Origin of the sequence: Hamadaea sp. NPDC051192, from assembly GCF_040682475.1 — a bacterium.
Classification (GTDB): Bacteria; Actinomycetota; Actinomycetes; order Mycobacteriales; family Micromonosporaceae; genus Hamadaea; species Hamadaea flava.
This window is the reverse complement of record NZ_JBFBAZ010000092.1, coordinates 14,970-32,412: the sequence shown is the minus strand read 5'-3', so window position 1 is coordinate 32,412 and position 17,443 is coordinate 14,970. Positions and strand designations below refer to the sequence as shown.

The 17,443-nt window shown below is 67.1% G+C and carries 19 protein-coding genes; 8 read left to right on the top strand and 11 right to left on the bottom strand.

The features are described from left to right. Positions 1-97 precede the first annotated feature (97 nt). The gene (locus AB0M47_RS29670; protein ID WP_363419831.1) at positions 98-931 is read right to left on the bottom strand and encodes a hypothetical protein; all 834 of its coding nucleotides are present in this window, start codon (positions 929-931) and stop codon (positions 98-100) included. Next, complete coding sequence (locus tag AB0M47_RS29665) at positions 928-1,422, bottom strand: SigE family RNA polymerase sigma factor (protein WP_363419829.1); 495 nt, start codon at positions 1,420-1,422, stop codon at positions 928-930. The genes AB0M47_RS29670 and AB0M47_RS29665 overlap by 4 nt, the downstream gene beginning before the upstream one ends. Before the next feature lie 120 nt (positions 1,423-1,542). On the opposite strand from AB0M47_RS29665, the gene AB0M47_RS29660 reads away from it, so the two are divergent. The 3 genes from AB0M47_RS29660 to AB0M47_RS29650 all read left to right on the top strand — a co-directional run bounded on the left by AB0M47_RS29660 (position 1,543) and on the right by AB0M47_RS29650 (position 5,564). After that, positions 1,543-3,174, top strand: a complete 1,632-nt coding sequence (locus tag AB0M47_RS29660) for an MFS transporter (protein WP_363419827.1) — start codon at positions 1,543-1,545, stop codon at positions 3,172-3,174. 62 nt (positions 3,175-3,236) lie between these two features. Beyond that, on the top strand, positions 3,237-4,220 hold the full coding sequence (locus AB0M47_RS29655) for a helix-turn-helix domain-containing protein (RefSeq protein WP_363419825.1): 984 nt from the start codon (positions 3,237-3,239) through the stop codon (positions 4,218-4,220). A gap of 69 nt (positions 4,221-4,289) precedes the next feature. After that, positions 4,290-5,564 carry an MFS transporter gene (locus AB0M47_RS29650; protein ID WP_363419823.1) on the top strand — a complete coding sequence of 425 codons (1,275 nt, stop codon included), beginning with the start codon at positions 4,290-4,292 and terminating at the stop codon, positions 5,562-5,564. Here AB0M47_RS29650 and AB0M47_RS29645 read toward each other — a convergent pair. Beyond that, a complete protein-coding gene (locus AB0M47_RS29645; protein WP_363419821.1) occupies positions 5,527-5,913 on the bottom strand; it encodes a hypothetical protein in 387 nt (128 codons plus the stop codon). The two genes, AB0M47_RS29650 and AB0M47_RS29645, sit on opposite strands and share 38 nt — an antisense overlap. A 174-nt stretch (positions 5,914-6,087) precedes the next feature. Here AB0M47_RS29645 and AB0M47_RS29640 point away from each other — a divergent pair, with 174 nt between their 5' ends. Beyond that, entirely contained in the window at positions 6,088-6,483 is a 396-nt protein-coding gene (locus AB0M47_RS29640; RefSeq protein ID WP_363419819.1) for a cupin domain-containing protein, read from the top strand. 52 nt (positions 6,484-6,535) lie between these two features. Here AB0M47_RS29640 and AB0M47_RS29635 read toward each other — a convergent pair whose 3' ends face one another. Further along, complete coding sequence (locus tag AB0M47_RS29635; RefSeq protein ID WP_363419817.1) at positions 6,536-7,009, bottom strand: hypothetical protein; 474 nt, start codon at positions 7,007-7,009, stop codon at positions 6,536-6,538. 76 nt (positions 7,010-7,085) lie between these two features. Beyond that, the gene (locus AB0M47_RS29630) at positions 7,086-7,544 is read right to left on the bottom strand and encodes a MarR family winged helix-turn-helix transcriptional regulator (protein ID WP_363419815.1); all 459 of its coding nucleotides are present in this window, start codon (positions 7,542-7,544) and stop codon (positions 7,086-7,088) included. An 86-nt stretch (positions 7,545-7,630) separates the two neighbouring features. Here AB0M47_RS29630 and AB0M47_RS29625 point away from each other — a divergent pair, with 86 nt between their 5' ends. The 3 genes from AB0M47_RS29625 to AB0M47_RS29615 are packed head-to-tail and all read left to right on the top strand — an operon-like array spanning position 7,631 to position 11,151. Then, positions 7,631-8,290: a hypothetical protein gene (locus tag AB0M47_RS29625; protein ID WP_363419813.1), complete on the top strand. Its 660-nt coding sequence runs from the start codon at positions 7,631-7,633 to the stop codon at positions 8,288-8,290. Between the two features lie 41 nt (positions 8,291-8,331). Then, entirely contained in the window at positions 8,332-9,318 is a 987-nt protein-coding gene (locus tag AB0M47_RS29620) for a GNAT family N-acetyltransferase (RefSeq protein ID WP_363419811.1), read from the top strand. A gap of 42 nt (positions 9,319-9,360) precedes the next feature. Next, positions 9,361-11,151 carry an FG-GAP-like repeat-containing protein gene (locus AB0M47_RS29615; RefSeq protein ID WP_363419809.1) on the top strand — a complete coding sequence of 597 codons (1,791 nt, stop codon included), beginning with the start codon at positions 9,361-9,363 and terminating at the stop codon, positions 11,149-11,151. Here AB0M47_RS29615 and AB0M47_RS29610 read toward each other — a convergent pair. Beyond that, positions 11,144-12,004, bottom strand: a complete 861-nt coding sequence (locus AB0M47_RS29610; RefSeq protein ID WP_363419807.1) for a PIG-L family deacetylase — start codon at positions 12,002-12,004, stop codon at positions 11,144-11,146. The two genes, AB0M47_RS29615 and AB0M47_RS29610, sit on opposite strands and share 8 nt — an antisense overlap. Before the next feature lie 52 nt (positions 12,005-12,056). After that, positions 12,057-12,668 (bottom strand): TetR/AcrR family transcriptional regulator, encoded by a 612-nt coding sequence (locus AB0M47_RS29605; protein ID WP_363419805.1) that lies wholly within the window; start codon positions 12,666-12,668, stop codon positions 12,057-12,059. Positions 12,669-12,756: 88 nt separating this feature from the next. Between AB0M47_RS29605 and AB0M47_RS29600 the strand changes: the two genes are divergently transcribed. Continuing rightward, positions 12,757-13,530, top strand: a complete 774-nt coding sequence (locus tag AB0M47_RS29600) for an SDR family oxidoreductase (protein WP_363419803.1) — start codon at positions 12,757-12,759, stop codon at positions 13,528-13,530. 180 nt (positions 13,531-13,710) lie between these two features. Here AB0M47_RS29600 and AB0M47_RS29595 read toward each other — a convergent pair whose 3' ends face one another. The 4 genes from AB0M47_RS29595 to AB0M47_RS29580 all read right to left on the bottom strand — a co-directional run bounded on the left by AB0M47_RS29595 (position 13,711) and on the right by AB0M47_RS29580 (position 17,327). Next, the gene (locus AB0M47_RS29595; protein ID WP_363419801.1) at positions 13,711-14,097 is read right to left on the bottom strand and encodes a hypothetical protein; all 387 of its coding nucleotides are present in this window, start codon (positions 14,095-14,097) and stop codon (positions 13,711-13,713) included. A 12-nt stretch (positions 14,098-14,109) separates the two neighbouring features. After that, the gene (locus tag AB0M47_RS29590) at positions 14,110-14,361 is read right to left on the bottom strand and encodes a hypothetical protein (protein ID WP_253760698.1); all 252 of its coding nucleotides are present in this window, start codon (positions 14,359-14,361) and stop codon (positions 14,110-14,112) included. Between the two features lie 9 nt (positions 14,362-14,370). Then, positions 14,371-15,033, bottom strand: a complete 663-nt coding sequence (locus tag AB0M47_RS29585) for a hypothetical protein (RefSeq protein ID WP_363419799.1) — start codon at positions 15,031-15,033, stop codon at positions 14,371-14,373. Between the two features lie 587 nt (positions 15,034-15,620). Next, entirely contained in the window at positions 15,621-17,327 is a 1,707-nt protein-coding gene (locus AB0M47_RS29580) for a hypothetical protein (protein ID WP_363419797.1), read from the bottom strand. Between the last annotated feature and the right edge of the window lie 116 nt (positions 17,328-17,443).

The window sequence follows — 17,443 nt, the reverse complement described above, 5'->3', positions numbered from 1 at the left end:
GCTTTTTGGCGCTGGATCAGGGTTCCGGGTCGAATCATGGTCCAAGATTCGACCCGGAACCCTGATCCGGTGAGCGCGGGGCGGGCGCGGGAGCGGGTCAGCCGCCGATCTGGTCGGCGACGTTCGTGGTCAAGGCCGCCAGCTGAGCCTTGGTGAGCACCGGCACGGGTGCGCTCACCGAGGCTTGGTCGCCGCCGAAGTAGTTCACGGCCAGGACATGCAGCGCGTATCCGCTGCGGGTGACCACTTCGGCGCCGTAGAAGACGTAGTGCTGACCGCCGCTGACCGGCCGTTCGGTCCAGGTCGTCAGCTGTAGCCCGCTGGCGGTCTGGGTCTTCGCACACTCGGCCTTGGCGGCGTCACATTCGACGAGCGGCGTGCAAGCTCGCACCCCGGTCTGGTTTGCGGCGCAGTCGGGTTCGGCCAGCCTGACGTAGAAGCCTCCGCGCGCACTCCCGTACGCCAGACCCGAACGCGCCGAGAACGAGACGGGCGGCGAAGCCGAGGCGTGCATCTGCGGATGCCCGTCGGGACCAGGTTGCTCGCCCGGCACGTCGGGCATGTACACCCAGGTCACGCCGGGTGCCGTCGACGCCAGGCCGCTTTCGAGCGCCGCTTGCAGGGCGTCGAGCGTCTGCTGCCGCTGCCCAGCGGTGTCGACGCGAACGGCGACGGCGGCCGCCGAACTCGACGCCGAACTCGCCACCGACGAAGCCTCCGCCACCAGCGGCGAAGGGCTGCGACCTGGGCCGGGGCCTGCGGCAAGGCTGACCGCGATGGTGACCGCGGCGACACTCGCGAACGCTGAGGAACCGATGGCGGCCGTACGCCGCCACACCGAGCGTCGCCGCTGCCGCGCGATGATGTCGTCGAGGTCGATGGTGGACGGCGGGGGAGTGCCCAGCCGCTGGTCGAAGAGTTGCTGATTCATCCGATGCTCCCTGGTGAGGTGGCCAGCGAGCGCAGCGTCTCGAGTCCCCGCGCCGACTGGCTCTTGACTGTTCCCGCGGAGATCCCGAGCAGCTCCGCGGTCTCCTCGACCGATTGGCCGAAGTAGAAGCGCAGGACGATCACGGCGCGCTGCTTCGGCGCCAGCCCTGCGAGCAGTTCGATGACGTCGCCGGAGTCGGCCGGGTCGGCGTACGCGCCACTCGGTTCGGGTGGCGAATCGGTCGGATGTTCTCGCCGCCAGGGCCGCCGCCGCTCGTCGAGCCAGGAATGCGTGAGCATGCGCTGGGCGTACGCGTCGGGGTTGTTCGCCGCGGCCACCCGCCGCCAGTTCTGGTAGAGCTTGCCGATCACGACCGCCGTGAGGTCGTCGGCGAGATGCCAGTCGTGACAGAGCAGGTACGCCGCACGCCGCCACCGGTCCATCCGGGCCCGCACGAAGGCGCGGAACTCGATCTCGTCGGACTTGTTCACTCAGCCTCCCCATCGTCGACCGAACGACGGAATGGACACGGATTCAGGTTGCATCGAGTGAGCGGAAGACGCGCGGCGAAACGCGTCCGGGCAGACTCTGCAATCTGGGATAATTCGCCCATGGAGGCGGCGGCTTCCCCGAGTGGAGCATCGGCTCGCCTAGTGCTGCTGACGCTCGCTTCGGGTCAGTTCCTGATGGCGTTGGACAGCTCGGTCATGAACGTCTCGATCGCGACGGTGGCTCAGGACGTGGGCACCACCGTCACGGGCATTCAGGGTGCGATCACGGCCTACACGCTGGTCATGGCGATGTTCATGATTCCCGGTGGGAAGATCGGCGCGATCATCGGCCGCAAACGAGCGTTCATGATCGGCTGCGCGGTGTACGGCTGTGGATCGTTCACCACCGCGCTGGCACCGAACCTGCCCGTCCTGCTCTTCGGCTGGTCATTGCTGGAAGGCCTCGGCGCGGCCCTCATCCTGCCGGCGATCGTGGCACTGGTCGCGGGCAATTTCGCCGTCGAGCGCCGACCGGCCGCCTACGGGCTGGTCGCCGCAGCCGGCGCCATCGCGATCGCACTCGGCCCGCTCATCGGCGGCATCGCGACCACCTACTTCTCGTGGCGCTGGGTCTTCGCCGGCGAGGTCGTCCTGGTGCTGGCCATCCTCATGCTGGCGCGAGGATTCGCCGACGCACCGGCCGGGCCGCGCGCCCGAATCGACGTCGTCGGCGTCCTTCTCTCCGCCGCTGGGCTGGGCGTCTTCGTCTACGGCCTGCTCCGCGCCGACGAGTGGGGCTGGTTCCGGCCGAAACCCGGCGCGCCAGCCCTGTTCGGCGTGTCCCTCGTCGTCTGGTCGACGCTGGCCGGCCTCCTGCTGATCCGGCTCTTCTTCGGCTGGGAGAACCGCCTCGTGAAACGCGGCGGCGACCCGCTCGTCAACCCGGGCCTGCTCCGAAATCGGCAGCTCACCGGCGGCCTGACGATGTTCTTCTTCCAGTACCTCGTCATGATGGGCGTCTTCTTCGTCGTCCCGTTGTATCTGTCCATCGCGCTGGGTCTGTCGGCCCTGGACACCGGCGTACGCCTCATGCCGCTGTCGCTGACCTTGCTGGCCGCCGCCGTGCTCATTCCCCGATTCTGGCCAGACGTCTCGCCTCGCCGGGTCGTACGGCTCGGCGTGGTGGCTCTCCTCATCGGCGCCGTCGCGCTGATCGCGGCACTCGACGAAGGAGCCGGAGCCGAGATCGTCGCGGTGCCCCTGTTGTTCGTCGGCCTCGGCATCGGCGCGCTCGCCTCGCAACTCGGGTCGGTCACGGTGTCCGCGGTGCCGACCCACCAAAGCGCCGAGGTCGGCGGTATGCAGAACGCGGTGACCAACCTCGGCGCATCGATGGGAACAGCGATCGCCGGCTCCATCCTGATCGCCGTCCTCACCACGTCATTCCTGGCCTCCGTCACCGAGAACCCGGCCATTCCGGCGGAGATCAAAAGCCGCGCGACGGTCGAACTGGCCAGCGGGGCGGCCTTCCTGTCCGACGCCCAGCTGACAGCTGCCCTCACCGAGGCGGGGGTCAGCGACGACGTCGCGCAGGCCGCCCTCGACGCCAATGCCACAGCACGGATCGACGGCCTCCGCGCCGGACTTCTCATCCTCGCGCTGGCCGCGTCGCTCGCCCTGTTCTTCACCGGACGCATCCCGGACACCCAGCCGAAAGGCAGCGACAGCCCAGAGCCGTCCATGCGACCGTGATGTCCGGATCTTGCAGAACACCGTCATTGCCGCCACCCGAGTCAGCAGGTCAGGATGGGTTCATGCCCAGCATGCGCCGCGTCGTCATTCCGGTGTTCCCCGGCGTCGACCTGCTCGACGTCACCGGCCCGGCCGAGGTCTTCGCGCTGGCCAACCAGGAGCGCGGAGAAGCGGCCGGCTATCAGGTGGACCTCGTTGGGCGTACCCGTGGTGAGGTGCGGACGTCGGCGGGCCTGAAGCTGTTCGCGGACCTGTCGTTCGACGAGATCGACGGCCTGCTCGACACGTTGCTGGTCCCCGGGGCGATCGACGTGGCGACCAGCGGATCGACGGCGCGGGTGGACGCGGACGTGGTGGCGTGGATCGCCCACGTCGCGCCGCAGGCTCGACGCGTCGTGTCGGTATGCGTCGGCGCGCACCTGCTCGCCGCGGCTGGACTGCTGGACGGCAAGACCGCGACCACGCACTGGTCGACGGCGGCGCAGTTGGCGGCCGGCCACCCCGAGATCACCGTGGACCCCGATCCGATCTTCGTCCGCTGTGGCAGCGTCTGGACCGGCGCCGGGATCAGCGCCTGCATGGATCTCGCGCTGGCACTGGTCGCCGAGGACCTGGGGGAGGAGGTCGCGCTGACGGTGGCCCGGCAGTCGGTCATGTATCTCAAGCGGCAGGGCGGCCAGAGCCAGTTCTCGGTTCCGCTGAGCCGGCCGGCCGCGACCCGCCGCGATATCGACGAGCTGCGGATGCTCATCGTCGACCACCTGGACGGCGACCTGTCCGCCACCACCCTCGCGGCCCGGATGTGCCTGAGCGAGCGCCACTTCGCGCGGGTCTTCCGCCGCGAGACCGGGACCACGCCGGGCGCCTACGTCGAGGCCGTCCGGGTGGAAGCGGCCCGCCGCCTCCTCGAGAGCACCGACCAGCCCTTGGCGCAGGTCGCCATCGCGTGCGGGCTCGGCTCGGTGGAGACGCTCCATCGCGCCCTGCGCAAGCAGATCGGCACGACGCCGGCGGCCTACCGCCGGCGATTCCGCCTGACCGCCTGACACTCCCGCCTCGCCGGTCCCGCGCGTCGCGCGAGACCGCGCTTCCCCCTGCCCAGAAAAGGTTCATCGATGGTCTTTCCGCAATCATTGAGTACGCTGCGCGAGCGCCCGTATCGGCTGCTGTGGACCGCGCGCGGCGTCTCCGCGCTGGGCAACGCGATGATCCCGGTGACCGTGGTCTTCGCCATCCTGCGCTCCGGCGGCAGCGCCCTCGCCGTCGGCCTCGTGCTGACCTGCCAAGCCGTCGGCCAGGTGGCGATGCTGCCGGTGGGCGGAGTCTGGGCCGACCGGCTGTCCCGCAAAGTCGTGCTGATGGCGACCGACGCCATCCAAGCCATCTGTTACGGCCTGCTCGCCGTGCTGACCTTCCTGCAGCACGTGGCGGTGTGGCAGTTCGCCGTCACCTACACGATCGCCGGGATGGCTTTCGCATTCTTCACCCCGGCCTCCCGGGCCGTCATTCCCGAAGTGGTCCGCGCCGAGCACCTGCAACCGGCGAATGCCCTGTTGGGCCTGACCGACAGCACCACCAAGGTGGTCGGCCCGGCGCTCGCCGCCCTGCTGTTGGCGATCTCCAGCCCCGGTACGGCGATCCTCGTCAACGCCGTCAGCTTCCTACTGAGCTTCGTGCTGCTCGCCCGGATGCGCCCGCACCGGCAGCCGCAGCGATCCGAGCGGCAGCACTTCTTGGCAGATCTGCGCGACGGCTGGCGGGCGGTGGCCCAGCGCCGCTGGTACCTGGCCAACCTGCTCACCTGGGGAGTGTGGAACTTCGCGATCGCGTTCTTCTTCGTCCTGGGCCCGGTCGTGATGCAGGACGGCCACGGCGGAGCCACCGCCTGGAGCGCGATCATGGTCACCGGCTCGGTCGGCTCGATCGTCGGCGGGCTGGCAGCTCTGCACTACCGGCCCCGTCGCCCACTCGCCACCGCGAACGCGGTCGCCGTGCTCGGGGCCGGCCCGCTGGCCCTGCTAGCTCGGCCCGCCCCGGTCTACGCCATCGCGATCGCCGTGGCGGTGGCGTTCGCGATGACGTCGTTGGTCAACGAGGTTCTGGCGACCACCCAGCAGCAGTTGTTCCCGGAAGAGCTGTTGGCCCGGGTCAGCTCGCTGGACTGGATGATCTCGATGCTCGCCATGCCCGCCGGCTACGCCGCCGCGGCTCCAGTCGCCGAACTGCTCGGTACGCGTACGACGCTGCTGGTCGCAGCGGCCCTCATCGGCACCCCGTGCCTGCTGCTGAACATTCTGCCGGGGGTGCGTTCGGTTCAGCGCTTCCCCGACGGCACCATCGGCATCGCAGCGATCAGCGGGCGAATGCCGACCGCAGCCGCGAACCGTTGATGGGCACCGCGGCGGCGGCGAGCGCCAGCGCGCAGATCGCTTGCAGTGCGATGAACCACCCAGGCAGCTCGCCCAGGAACACGTCGACGGCGACGATCGCCGGCGGCACCACCACGGAGATGATGCGCATCCGCAGGTACGCCCACCGCGCACCGCGCGAGGCGAAGCCGGAGAACACGTAGGTGACGATCGCACTGGCCAGTACGCCCGCCGAACGGCCCCACATGAACCCGGTCACGGCGTACCCGTTGGCCGACAGTGCGGCCACCAGGCCGAGGACCGCCGTGCCGAGCAGGCCGTAGACGAGGACGAGAGTGCGGGCGGGGCGGAGAAGATCGGGGTAAGTCATGCCGTCGACGGTAGGAAGTTCAAGATCGACGCGGTATGCGGCCAAGCCCACGCAACGGTGGGCCTAGCCCCACTCCTGTCTGGGCCTACGCGAACGCCGACGGCGGCTGACCCTCCCTCGTATGAGGTCAAGTTCGTACAAGAAGCTCGGCCTTCGGCGGTCGACAATCGGTTCATGCAGACGACACCTGTCAACGTGACCGAGGCCCTGACCACCTTCGACGATGTCTACAGCCCCCGGATCGTGGCCCGGGTGAACGACTACGACGTGCGGATCGCGCACACCGAGGGCGAGCACGTCTGGCATGTCCACGACGACACCGACGAGTTCTTCCTCGTGCTCGACGGCCGGTTCGACGTCGCGATCCGGGACGCCGACGGCAACGAGACCACGGTGGTGCTGCGCAAAGGTGACACCTTCGTCGTGCCGAAGGGCGTCGAGCACAAGCCGTCGTCGCCCGGCGGGGCGATCCTCATGTTCGAACCGTCCGGGACCGCGACGACCGGCGATCGTCATGAGGGCGAGATACCGGACCATGTCGACAGCACCACCGGTCACCAGTTGACCTGAGCTCCGCCCCGAACCCGCGAGGCAGCGGGCTCGGGGCGGTCAGCGGCGGTGGTCAGCCGTCCACGCTGGTGTGGGTGGCTGTGTCGCAGTACGAGCCGGTGGTGTCGCCGCTGCCGTCGACCAGGCAGACCTTCAGCTTCACCGTGTCGCCCGCGCGTACGTTGCCGTCGATGAACGGGTCCCAGACGAGGTCGGCGCCCGCGACGCCGTTGCCGTTGTACTTCGATCCGAGGCTGTAGGTCAGATCGCCGGCCGAGGTGTGCTCGGTGACCCAGGCCCACGCCCGGATCCCGTGGCTGTCGGAGCAGTTGTCGCGGATCAGGACGTAGTCGTCGTTGTTGCCGCCGCCGGCCGCGCCCTCGCCGTAGTCGACGAAGATGGCCGACCCGCACGAGTTGGTGGTGATCGCGGCGAACCCGTCGTTGTACGAGGCGAACGCGGGGTTGGACAGCAGCAGGACCGTGCCGATGCTCGCGGCGGCGAGGGTCGACACCCTGCGGGCGGACCGTCCGAACGGGAGTTTCATGTGCACCCACCTTTGTGGAGAGACATTGAGCGGGTACCGATCATGACGGACCGCCGTCCGTTGATCAAGAGCTGCGTCAGTCGAGGTCGGCGAGCTTTCGCAGGAGCCGCGTCAGCTGGCGCCGTTCCGCCGCGGACAGCGGCGCGAGCACCTGTTCTTGAACCTCGTCGACGACGCGATCGAGGTCGCGGAGCCGGGCGCTGCCCGCAGCCGTGATGGAGACGATGTTGCGGCGACGGTTGCTCGGGTTCGTCGAGCGTCCCACAAGTCCCCGCTCTTCCAGGTCGCCGAGTACGGCGACGACGTCGCTGCGGTCGACACCGGAGGAGCGCCCGAGATCGGCCTGGCCGACCGGTCCCCATTCCTCCAGCGTGGCGAGCAGGCGGTAGTGGTAGCTGCGGAGTCCGTCGCCGCCCGCCGCGAAACCGTCGTTCAGCAGACCGCGCGATCGTTCGTAGTTCCGGCTGATCAGCCAGGTCGTCCGGTCGCGTACGCGGGACGGGGCGGTCGCCGGCCGCATCACCTGGTCAGGCACGTGCTCAGCGTAACACTTGTTGGTGTCACCAACATATCGTATGTTGGTGACACCAACATTGATGCGCGATCCGAGAAGGAGCCGTCATGCTCACTGTGCCCATCGAGGCCGACGTCGCCGCTACGACCCCAGCCGTCCGCGTACTGGTGATCGGGCGTAGCGAGAACGTGCTGACCGACCTGGTTGCGATCCTGCGGACCAACGGGTACGCCGCCGGTGCGACCAACGAGTTCGACCGCGTCCTCGAGCTGTTCGACGTCAACCGGCTTGACGTCGTCGTCTTCGGCGGAATGGTGCCGCCGGACACCAATGCGTACCTCCGCGAAGAGATCACGAACCGGAACGCGGACGTGACCTTCGTCCAGGGCTACGCGGGAATTCCCGGGCTGGTGGCCATGCAGGTCCAGGCCGCCGTCGCCGACACCACCGACGAGCCGGCCAGCTCGGTCACGTATGACGCCGGGATGCGTACGCTCGGCGTCTCGCTCGCCGCGCCTCGGCAGGTGTCTGTGGTCGCCTGGTGGGCCACCTCGTTCACGCCACCGGAACCGAAGAGCACCTCACGGGTGCTCGTCGACACCGAACTTCCGGCCGGTCGCCACGACGTCGCCATTCCGCCGGACGTGCCCGCCCAAGCGTCGTTCGCGACGGTCTCTGTCGGCCCGGCCGTGCACACCCTCATCGTGGGAGCCATGCCGACCGGGACGACCATGGCGCGATTCCCTGGCACGGCGGGCCCGGAATAAATCGATTGCCTCGGCTAGCCTCCTCGGGCCAGCATGCGCGGATGGAGATCCGTCGGCTCGATCCGCAGGACGTGACCGCCGCCGCCGGCTGGTACGAGGCGTTCCGCTCCGGTGGCGTCGCCGACCGTGAGGCGCCGACGTTCTTCGCCGCCGAATCGGTGCTCGGACCCTTACGCGACAACGAAGCGCGGCACGCGTACGGCGCTTGGGCGGGGGACACGTGTCTCGGTGCTGCCCTGCTGCACCTGGAAAAACCGCCTAACACGCACCTGGCGGAGATCGAACTCAACGTGCCTCCGGCGTACCGCAACCGCGGCGTCGGCGGCGCGCTGTTCGACACGGCGATCGGCGTGGCCGCCGACGACGGGCGGACCCGCTGCTCGACCGAACTCAACGTGCCCCGCGCGTACACGCTCGATTCCTTTCCCGGCGGCCGGTTCGCTCTCGCGCGCGGCTTCACCAGCGTCTTGTCCGAGCAGCGCTACCTGCTGGATCTGCCGTTCGACGAGGCCGGCCTCGCGGTACTGTCCAGCTCCGCGACGACCGGCTACGCGGTCGAGTCCTGGACCGGCCCGGTCACCGCGGCCCGCGCGGAGGTCTTCGCCCAGATGCGTACGCAGATGGAGCGGGACGTGCCGGCAGGCGAGCGCGATCACGAGCCGCCGACTTTTGACGCGGACCGGGTCCTCAGCGGTGATGCCGCGACCGCCGCGCGAGGCTGGGGACTGGTGACCACGCTGGTGCTCGACCCGGCCGGCGCTCCGGTCGGATACACGCGGATCTACGTCAATGCCGACGGCGTTCACGCCCAGCAGGACGACACCTTCGTGCTGCGCGCGCACCGTGGCCATCGGCTCGGCGCCCTGGCCAAGGCCACGAACATGCGGCAGCTCGCCGCACAGCATCCGACCGTGCGGCATCTGCACTCGTGGACCGCCGACAGCAACACCGCGATGCGGGCCATCAACGCCCGATTCGGGTTCCGCCCGGTGGAGGCGATGCACGTGCTCGAAGCCGATTTGCCCTGACCATAGTGGACAGATCGGCTGTCGAGAGTGATCATCATGTCTATGCGCAGTCGTCTCCGGTTCGCTCCAGCGGTCGTGCTCCCACTCGCCATGCTCTTCGCGACGGTCGCGCCGACGACTGGGGCGGGCGCGGCGGTGACGCCACCGATCTCGGCGAGCTCGGCCGTGGCAGCGGTCGCCGCACCGGAGCTGCGGGTCGTGACGTGGAACGTCTGCGGAGAAGCGGGTGGACCGGCGGGCAGCAACTCCTACTGCCCTTACCGCAACGATCCGGAGCACAAGGCGCAAGCCATCGCCGACGTCGTTGCCCAGCACGATGCGAACGTCGTCCTGCTGCAAGAGATCTGTGGCGGAGAAGCCGGTAGTCAACTGAGCCTGCTCGCTCAAGACCTCGGTCCCGAGTGGAGCGTGGTGCATGCCACGGCGGCCCGCCCGCTGGACGGCGCGAGCTACTGCCGTGGCGTCGGCACCGACGATCTCAAGGGTGACATCGGCGAAGCCATCGCGGTGAAGGCGACGATCACCGAGACCACCCGCCAGCCGACCGTCCCGACGACACCCACCGTCGACCGGCAACAACTGCCGCTGCTGTGCGTACGCACGCTGGAATGGACCAGCCGGATCTGCACCACACACATCCTGGCCACCGCCGGTGACCCACGCCGAGCCGGACAGATCGACAACGTCCGCGCCCTCGTCTGGCCGGACCGCCACGACCTCGTGCTCGGCGGCGACTTCAACCTGTTCCCCGACAGCGATCTGCTGCAACGGCTGGAAGAAGCCTTCGACGAGTGCGACCGGCACTCCTACGGCAGTGGCGACACGGTCAACGAGGTCACGCACTTCGCCTGGTCGGCCAGCGGTGGCACCTGGCGTAAACGCGACCACATCTTCGCCGCGCTGCCGGGCGCAGGCACGCTGTTCCGCTACTGCGACGCCGACCTGTCGCGAGTGGACGTCTCTCAGTTCGGCCTGCCCCAGCCCACCGGCGACTCCGACCACGCGCCGCTGATCGGCATCCTGCGGACGCGTACGCCGTCAGGTCCTGCGGCGATCGACGGCGACCTCACTGGTGACGGGCGGCCAGACCTGGCCGCGATCGACACCAGCGGCAAACTGCGCCTCTACGAAGGACGCGGCGACGGGTCGATCACGTGGCCAAACGGCGTCATCGGCACCGGCGGCTGGAGCGGCGCGGCGATCAGCCACCGCGGCGACTTCACCGGCGACGGCACCGAAGACCTCCTCGCCCGCGTCGGCGACAGCCTGTACGTGTACCCCAACCGAAGCTACGGCCGGCTTGCCGACCGCATCACCATCGGGAGCACCGGCTGGTCGGCGGTTTCCCAAGTACTCAGCGTCGGCGACCTCACCGGCGACGGCTATCCCGACGTGGTGGCGATCCGCAACGACCAGCTGTATCTCTACCCAGGCGACCCCGCCCACCGCCCAGCCCTGCTCGCCCCCCGCCTCATCGGCACCGGCGGGTGGGGCGTGATGACCCTCAGCGCTCCCGGCGACGCCGACCGCGACGGCCGACCCGACCTGCTGGCACGCGACACCACCACCGGCGTCCTGTACCTCTACCGAGGCCGGGCCGACGCCACGTTCGCCGCGCGCACCATCTTCGGTACGCGCGGCTGGACGCCCACCAACCGCCCACTGATCGCCGCCAGCGACGCTGACGGCAACGGGACGGTCGACCTATGGGCGACGGCAGGCGACGGGACGCTCCAGTTCTACGCCGGCGACGACAGCTCCGGGACCCCCACAGACGGCCCTCGAACCCAGGTCGGCGACAGCGGCTGGGGCTCGATCACCCGGATCAGCTGACCGACCCTCGCCCTTCCTCGGCCGGATCCCGGAGGCCGGCGAACAGGTCGTCCTCGGGAGTCGGCGCGCCGGTGGTGTCGTGCACCCGGATGAACGTCTCCATGCCCATCAGCTCGGTGAACTTCTCCTTGCCCATACGCAGGAAGAAGATGTTCTCCCCCTGACTGGCATGCGCAGCGAGCGCGTCATATTTCTCCGACCCGTACGCCTTGGTATCCACCCAGGAGGTGACCTGGTCGTCGGGCGTACCCATCTCCGACCAGTCGATCTCCTGCTCGTCATCGCGAGTGGGCTGCTCGTCCCACTCGACGCCGAGCTCGGCCATCCGCTCCTGGAACCCCGCCATCCAGGACCGGGGGATCGCCGACCAGTAGACCTTCGCCACCGGCGCCTCTTCCAACGCGGCCATCGTGATCCGGTGCGCCTGAATGTGGTCCGGGTGACCGTAGCCGCCGCGCTCGTCGTACGTGACGATCACGTCGGGCTCGTAGCGCCGGATAAGCTCGGCCAGCCGAGCGGCAGCCGTCTCGACCGGCACAGTCCAGAACGAGCCGGGCGCCTCATTGGTCGCCCAGCCCATCATCCCCGAATCGGGATAGCCGAGCAGCTCCAGATGATCAACCCCGAGCACCTTGGCCGCAGCCTCCAACTCGGCCCGCCGGAGCGTCGCGACCGCCTCCGGGTCGTGCCCGTCATCACCGGGTTTGACCCCACCGGGCCCGTCACCACACCGGCCGTCGGTGCAGGTTACGACAACTGTTCGGATGCCTTCAGCGGCATAGCGCGCGAGTACGCCGCCGGTGGAACTGGCCTCGTCATCGGGATGGGCGTGAACCGCCATGAAGGTAAGCACGCTTCCGACCCTACGTCGCGCCTCCGACAGACCTGATCCGTTTTCGAAGCGCTCAGTCCTGGGGCCAGGCGGCCAGCGCCAGTTCTGCCGTTTCGGAGAGTTCTGTGGTTGTCGCGCCGTCGCGGGCGCGCTGTGACATGCCCTGGATGACGGCGGCGAAGTACGCGGCCAGCGCGCGCGGGTTGGCCGCGGCGGACAGTTCTCCCTGCCGCTGCGCGGTCTTCAGGCGTGTCTCGAAGGCTTCCAGGTTCGCGTTACGCAGGTCGCGCAGGAATTCCGCGACGTCGGCGTCCTGGACGGTGACGTTGGTGGTGGCGCTGATGGTCAGACAACCGGCCGGGTGGGACGGGTCGGGGTAGACGACCGCCGCCTCGCGAAGGATGCGGCGGAACGCGTCACGGGCTGCGGGCTCCGCTTCCAGGGCTGCGGCGATGAACGCCCCGACGGGGGAGCGTCCGTAGCTGCGGACGACCTCTTTGAACAGGGACTTCTTGTCCCCGAACGCCGCATAGAGGCTGCCGGGCTTGATGCCCATCGCCTGGGTCAGCTCGCCGATGGAGGTGGCCTCGTAGCCGTGTTCCCAGAACAGCAAGGTGGCGGCCGTCAGGGCAGTCGTTCGGTCGAACGACGGCGGTCGTCCACGCTTCACGCCTGGTGCGCTCATGCCTTGATTCTAGAGCGAGCGCTCAAGAATTTGTGTTACCGTGCTTTCTTGAGTCAACGCTCAAGAAATGGGGAGGCGGGCGACTGCCATGGAGACAGGACCACTTGAGGGCAAGATCGCGCTGGTCACCGGCGGCAGCCGAGGCATCGGCCGAGCCATCGCCGAACGACTCGCCCGGGACGGCGCCACCGTCGGCGTCGCCTACGCCCGCGACGAGGCGGCGGCGAGCGAGACCGTCGAGCGAATCCGCAAAGACGGCGGGCTGGCCTTTGCGGTGTGCGCGGAACTAGGACGACACGGTGATGCGACGCGCTTGTGGGCCGCGTTCGACGCTGCGGGCAAGGACCACGTGCCCGACGGGAAGCTCGACATCATCGTCAACAACGCCGCCATCGGACGCAGCGCGGCGCTGACCTCGTTGACCGAGGACGGGTTCGACGAAGTCTTCGCCGTGAACGTGCGTGCGCCGTTCTTCATCGTGCAGCAGGGGCTGTCCCGTCTGCGGGACGGCGGCCGGATCATCAACATCTCCAGCGGTGCGGCCAGCCTGGCCATGCCAGAGATCATCGCGTACGGCGCAACCAAGGGTGCCCTGGACACCTTCACCCTCAATCTCGCCAAGGAACTGGGCCCGCGGGGCATCACGGTCAACTCGGTGGCCCCCGGAATCGTCGATACAGACACCAATGCGGGCTGGCTTCGTGGCAACCCGCAGGCCGAGGCGTACGCGGCGTCCTTGGCTGCGTTAGGCCGGGTCGGGCAACCGGAAGACGTGGCCGACATCGTGGCCTTCCTCGCGTCCAACGATGCGCGCTGGGTGACCGGCCGGGTCGTCGACGCCACCGGAGGCGCCGGGCTGTGAACCGTTCCTGCCTGGAGCACGGTGCGCCAGGCTGATTCGGGGACCACCTGGGCGCTCAGCGGTGCTGGGCACGTGTGCGATCACGGTCCCAGCACCGCTGCACGGTTTCCGGTGAGCCCACACCGCAGGCCTTCGTTCTGCGGGTTCGCCCACCGTCAAGCGGCTACGGGACGGCCAGCCTCAGGAAGCACTGTCCGTGACCACATAGGAGCACGGTGAGCACGCGGCTGGACCTTGCTCGGCGAACCACCGGCAGGAGCGGCGAATCGCACACTTCGGCAGGTCGAGCTGTGGCGCTCCGGTGCTCTGATATGACTCCACCGCCTTGGCTGCCAGTCCACAGTTCTCCCCCGTCCAGAAGCCGCAACCGGTGGTGACGCAGGGACCCGCGAACCGGTAATTGCGCTCCAGGGGCCCCTGCGACTCGTCCAGGCTCTCCCGGATCGCGTCGAGTGGCACCTGCGGAGTCACGTACGCCACTGTCCGCGCCGGTGTGATCATCCCGAGGAATACGGTGGAGTTCTCGACCGAAGTACTCGGGCACATCCGCTCCACGTCACCCGTCATCTCGGCACCCGCCTACTGGTAGAAGCCGATGTCGTTGATCTTTTGGCCGATCTCGTCGGCGAAGGGACCGTGGATGACGACAAGGCCCCACCACTCCGGACGCAGCTTGATGTTGCTGTGTCCCACCATGACGGGATTCGTCAGGCGGGCGACGTCCTGCAACGCGGCCAGGCCGGCCCGCTGAATCTCGGCGGAGATGTGGGACTTGGCGGCCTCGTCCAGTTCGACCCCGTCGACGGCGAAGCGGAATTCGCTACGTGCCATGCGTACTCCTCACAGTTCTGTTCCGAGGCCGCGCCGAAGCGTGGCGCGGGTGAAATTCGCCCAGCCGGCGCGGCTGGAGATGCTGCCCTCGCGGCCGGACCAGCGGATGGCCCGGCCCGCCGCCTTCTCCCAGTCCGAAGACGCGTCCTGCCACACGGTGGCGAGAGCGGTCCGCACGAATCCGACCTGCGCGGGTGATCCGGAGAATCCGGCATGCCCGTCGGCGACCCGAATGTGCGTGTCGGCCAGCGTCACCGAGGAGAAGTGGTGGTGGAGGCTGGCGACCGTGGCCCAGTAGCGGGCATCGCGCTCGCGGGCGTCGAAACCGCTGTGACGGCGATCGGCGCGCGTGTACGCGATACCGGTCAGCAAGAACGCCTCGCCATCTGGCGTGGTCCCTGCCGATTGCACCTGGAACGGTGCGATCCAGCTGGTGGGTGCGTTGGCCCACCAGAATCGCAACCATTCGCTGAGCCGCTCGTGGAAGTCCGGCGCGTACTGCAAGGTGACGCGTCGCCCCTCCGGCGAAGTGGTGATGGCCTTGCCGAGCTGGTCCCGATCGACGAGTGCTGCGGCTGTTCGGACGTCAGCGCCTGTAGCGGCAACCGCCGGCGTGCCCAGCGCGAGGACCGAACCTGCGGCGGCCGCGCTGATGACCGTTCTTCGGGACATCGCTGACGATGTGGGTCCCATAGGCCCCCTTTCGTTTGATTATACTGATGCATAACGATAGATCAATCAGCTCGGGCCGAGGTGTCGGAAAGTTGTCGTCATCGATATTGACAGGTGGCGCTGTCGTGTGCGCAGTACGGCGCGCTCTGGGCATCTGTGGATGCGGCATGATCAGGGTCAATTTCGTGTCGCTATGGCAACGTGGAAATGACCCTGATCATGATCAGCGCGGGTGTCGGCGTCGATGGTTGCCCGGAATAGCAGAAGAGCCGGTCGAAATCGACCGGCTCAATCTTTGGTGCGCCGTGGTCAGCGAAACCCGAACCGGTTTCTGCTGGTCACGGGTGATCCCCTGCCGGTTGCGCCGATCCGACAGGGTGGCAGTGGAACCGCATGAGCTGGGAGCGGGATTTGGCCACCCGCCAGGCGAGTCTGGACCGAGCCTGCCGATGCCGTTGGCACCGGCCCTTACGACGCGTAAGACAACGCGGGGCAAAATCCCAAATAAGACATGCCGACTCGAGAGAAGTCCCACCGCAACCCACTGACCCTGACTTAGGCCGCCCGGACCGCGAAAGCCCTCATCGCTAAATATCCAGGAGATGCGGCCCGAATGATGGAATAGATGTATGCGGAATGGCAGACAATAGACTACTTAGGAGAGCAGAATCTTCGCTCGTCGCATAGATTATCTGCGTCGCAGAACTGTTATCGCGAAGGCGCTCTAGGAATGATGCAAGGCTCGTCCGATTAGTCTCCTGCTGTCTGGGCTCATCGAGCACTAGGATGCCGAGATGGTGACTGCCTGAATGCTCCCGAGCGGCTTCCATCAAAGCTGTATGATAGGCCCACTTGGTCCGAATGGTATCGGACGCACTCATCCCCATAGAAACGTCGAAGCTCAATTCGAAGCCATCATCCACCGGCAGCAGAGTCCGATCGTCGATGGTTACATCGTTCGGAGAAAGACTCCGGAGCCCGTACGCCCGTAGCTGAGACGTAAAGCTCTGACGAAAGGTTGAGAGTCGTGCGACGTCGGCGGCCATCATTGGGCTTGAATCAAGGGCCCGCCTTCGTCGCCGAAGGTCCTCTAGCCTCGTCGCAAGCTCATCCAGCTCCTCCTCAACCGTCTCCACGACAGACGTCGCTCGCTCCGAATCCCTAAGCAAAGTCTCCAGTTTGAGTCTTTGCTGCACGTCCGCGATACTAGGTGCGGCTGACGGGCCGATCAGCTCATCGCGAAGCAGCCGAACATGATCACGTGCAGATGCCAGTTCCGACTCGGCCGAGGTGAGACGGACGCGTATGTCGTCGGCACGTTCCTTGGCCGCAGCTTGGAGACTATTCAGCGTCACGCGTTCGGCATTTAATAACGCGATGTTGTCTTCAATAGTACTCACGTACTGGGTTGCAACATCTCGATTGTCGACGCTCTGCTCGCATGTTGGACATCGTCCTTCTGCGATAAGCGGCAACTCGAATTCTCCGCCGATGGCCCGTAACTTCGTGACATCCTGAAGACGCTGTTTGTCATTTTCAATCTGGGCACGCCGGGTTGCCGCAGCATCCTGATCGGCCTGCGCAAACTCCAGTTGCTCCTGAAGATTTCGTACTATAGCTCCAGCCTTGTTAACTGCAGCCTCGGCGTTGGCCAAGTCCACACGGCTGCGGCTCGTCCTTTCGCCTGCAGTCTGAGGAACGGCACTTAGCAACGCTAGATCATTACGCCAACGCCCCATTGCCGCGTCTAGCGGGACCCACTCACCGTCGACGCTCGCTTCGAGTATAAGCGTCACGCGTTGCGATGAAACCACGGGCGTCGCAGAGCCACCTACAATACGAAAGCCTTCAGTGGAGGCTGATCCGACAGCACGGCCAATTGCCGCCTGCCATGACCTCGCAATCTCGATGTCTTCTTGCCGCAACGCCTCGCGTTGCCTTAGGGTCTCAAGTGTTGACAAACCAAGTACGAATTCGACTCCTCGTCGCAGTGGTTCCTTGACGCCATAATGTGTTGGCACACGCGGGGCGACACCTGACCAGCCGAATTTCTGCTCAATGAAGAACAGCGGGAAAAGTATCTCGAAATACAGGCGCGTCTCGCCACCGGCAAAGTTCGGCACGGAGGGAAGCGTCCATCCAACATATTCCTCAAGCAGCCGATGGAACCCGACTTCACTAGTAGTAGCGTTGGCCTCTCGGACGAACATGTCTCTACGGCGAGCCGTTTCGAGACCTTCTTCGGACTGCGCCATCCATACGTGCACGAGAGTAGTTTGCAGGTCCTGGCTCACACCCCAACGGCGAACCCGTAGGTATCTTCCACCTCCGTTGCGAACCGTAAGGGTTATGTGCGATTCGATTACGCTTCCTCGGCCACGAGTTGTCTCGATGACGTTGGTCAGTGCGG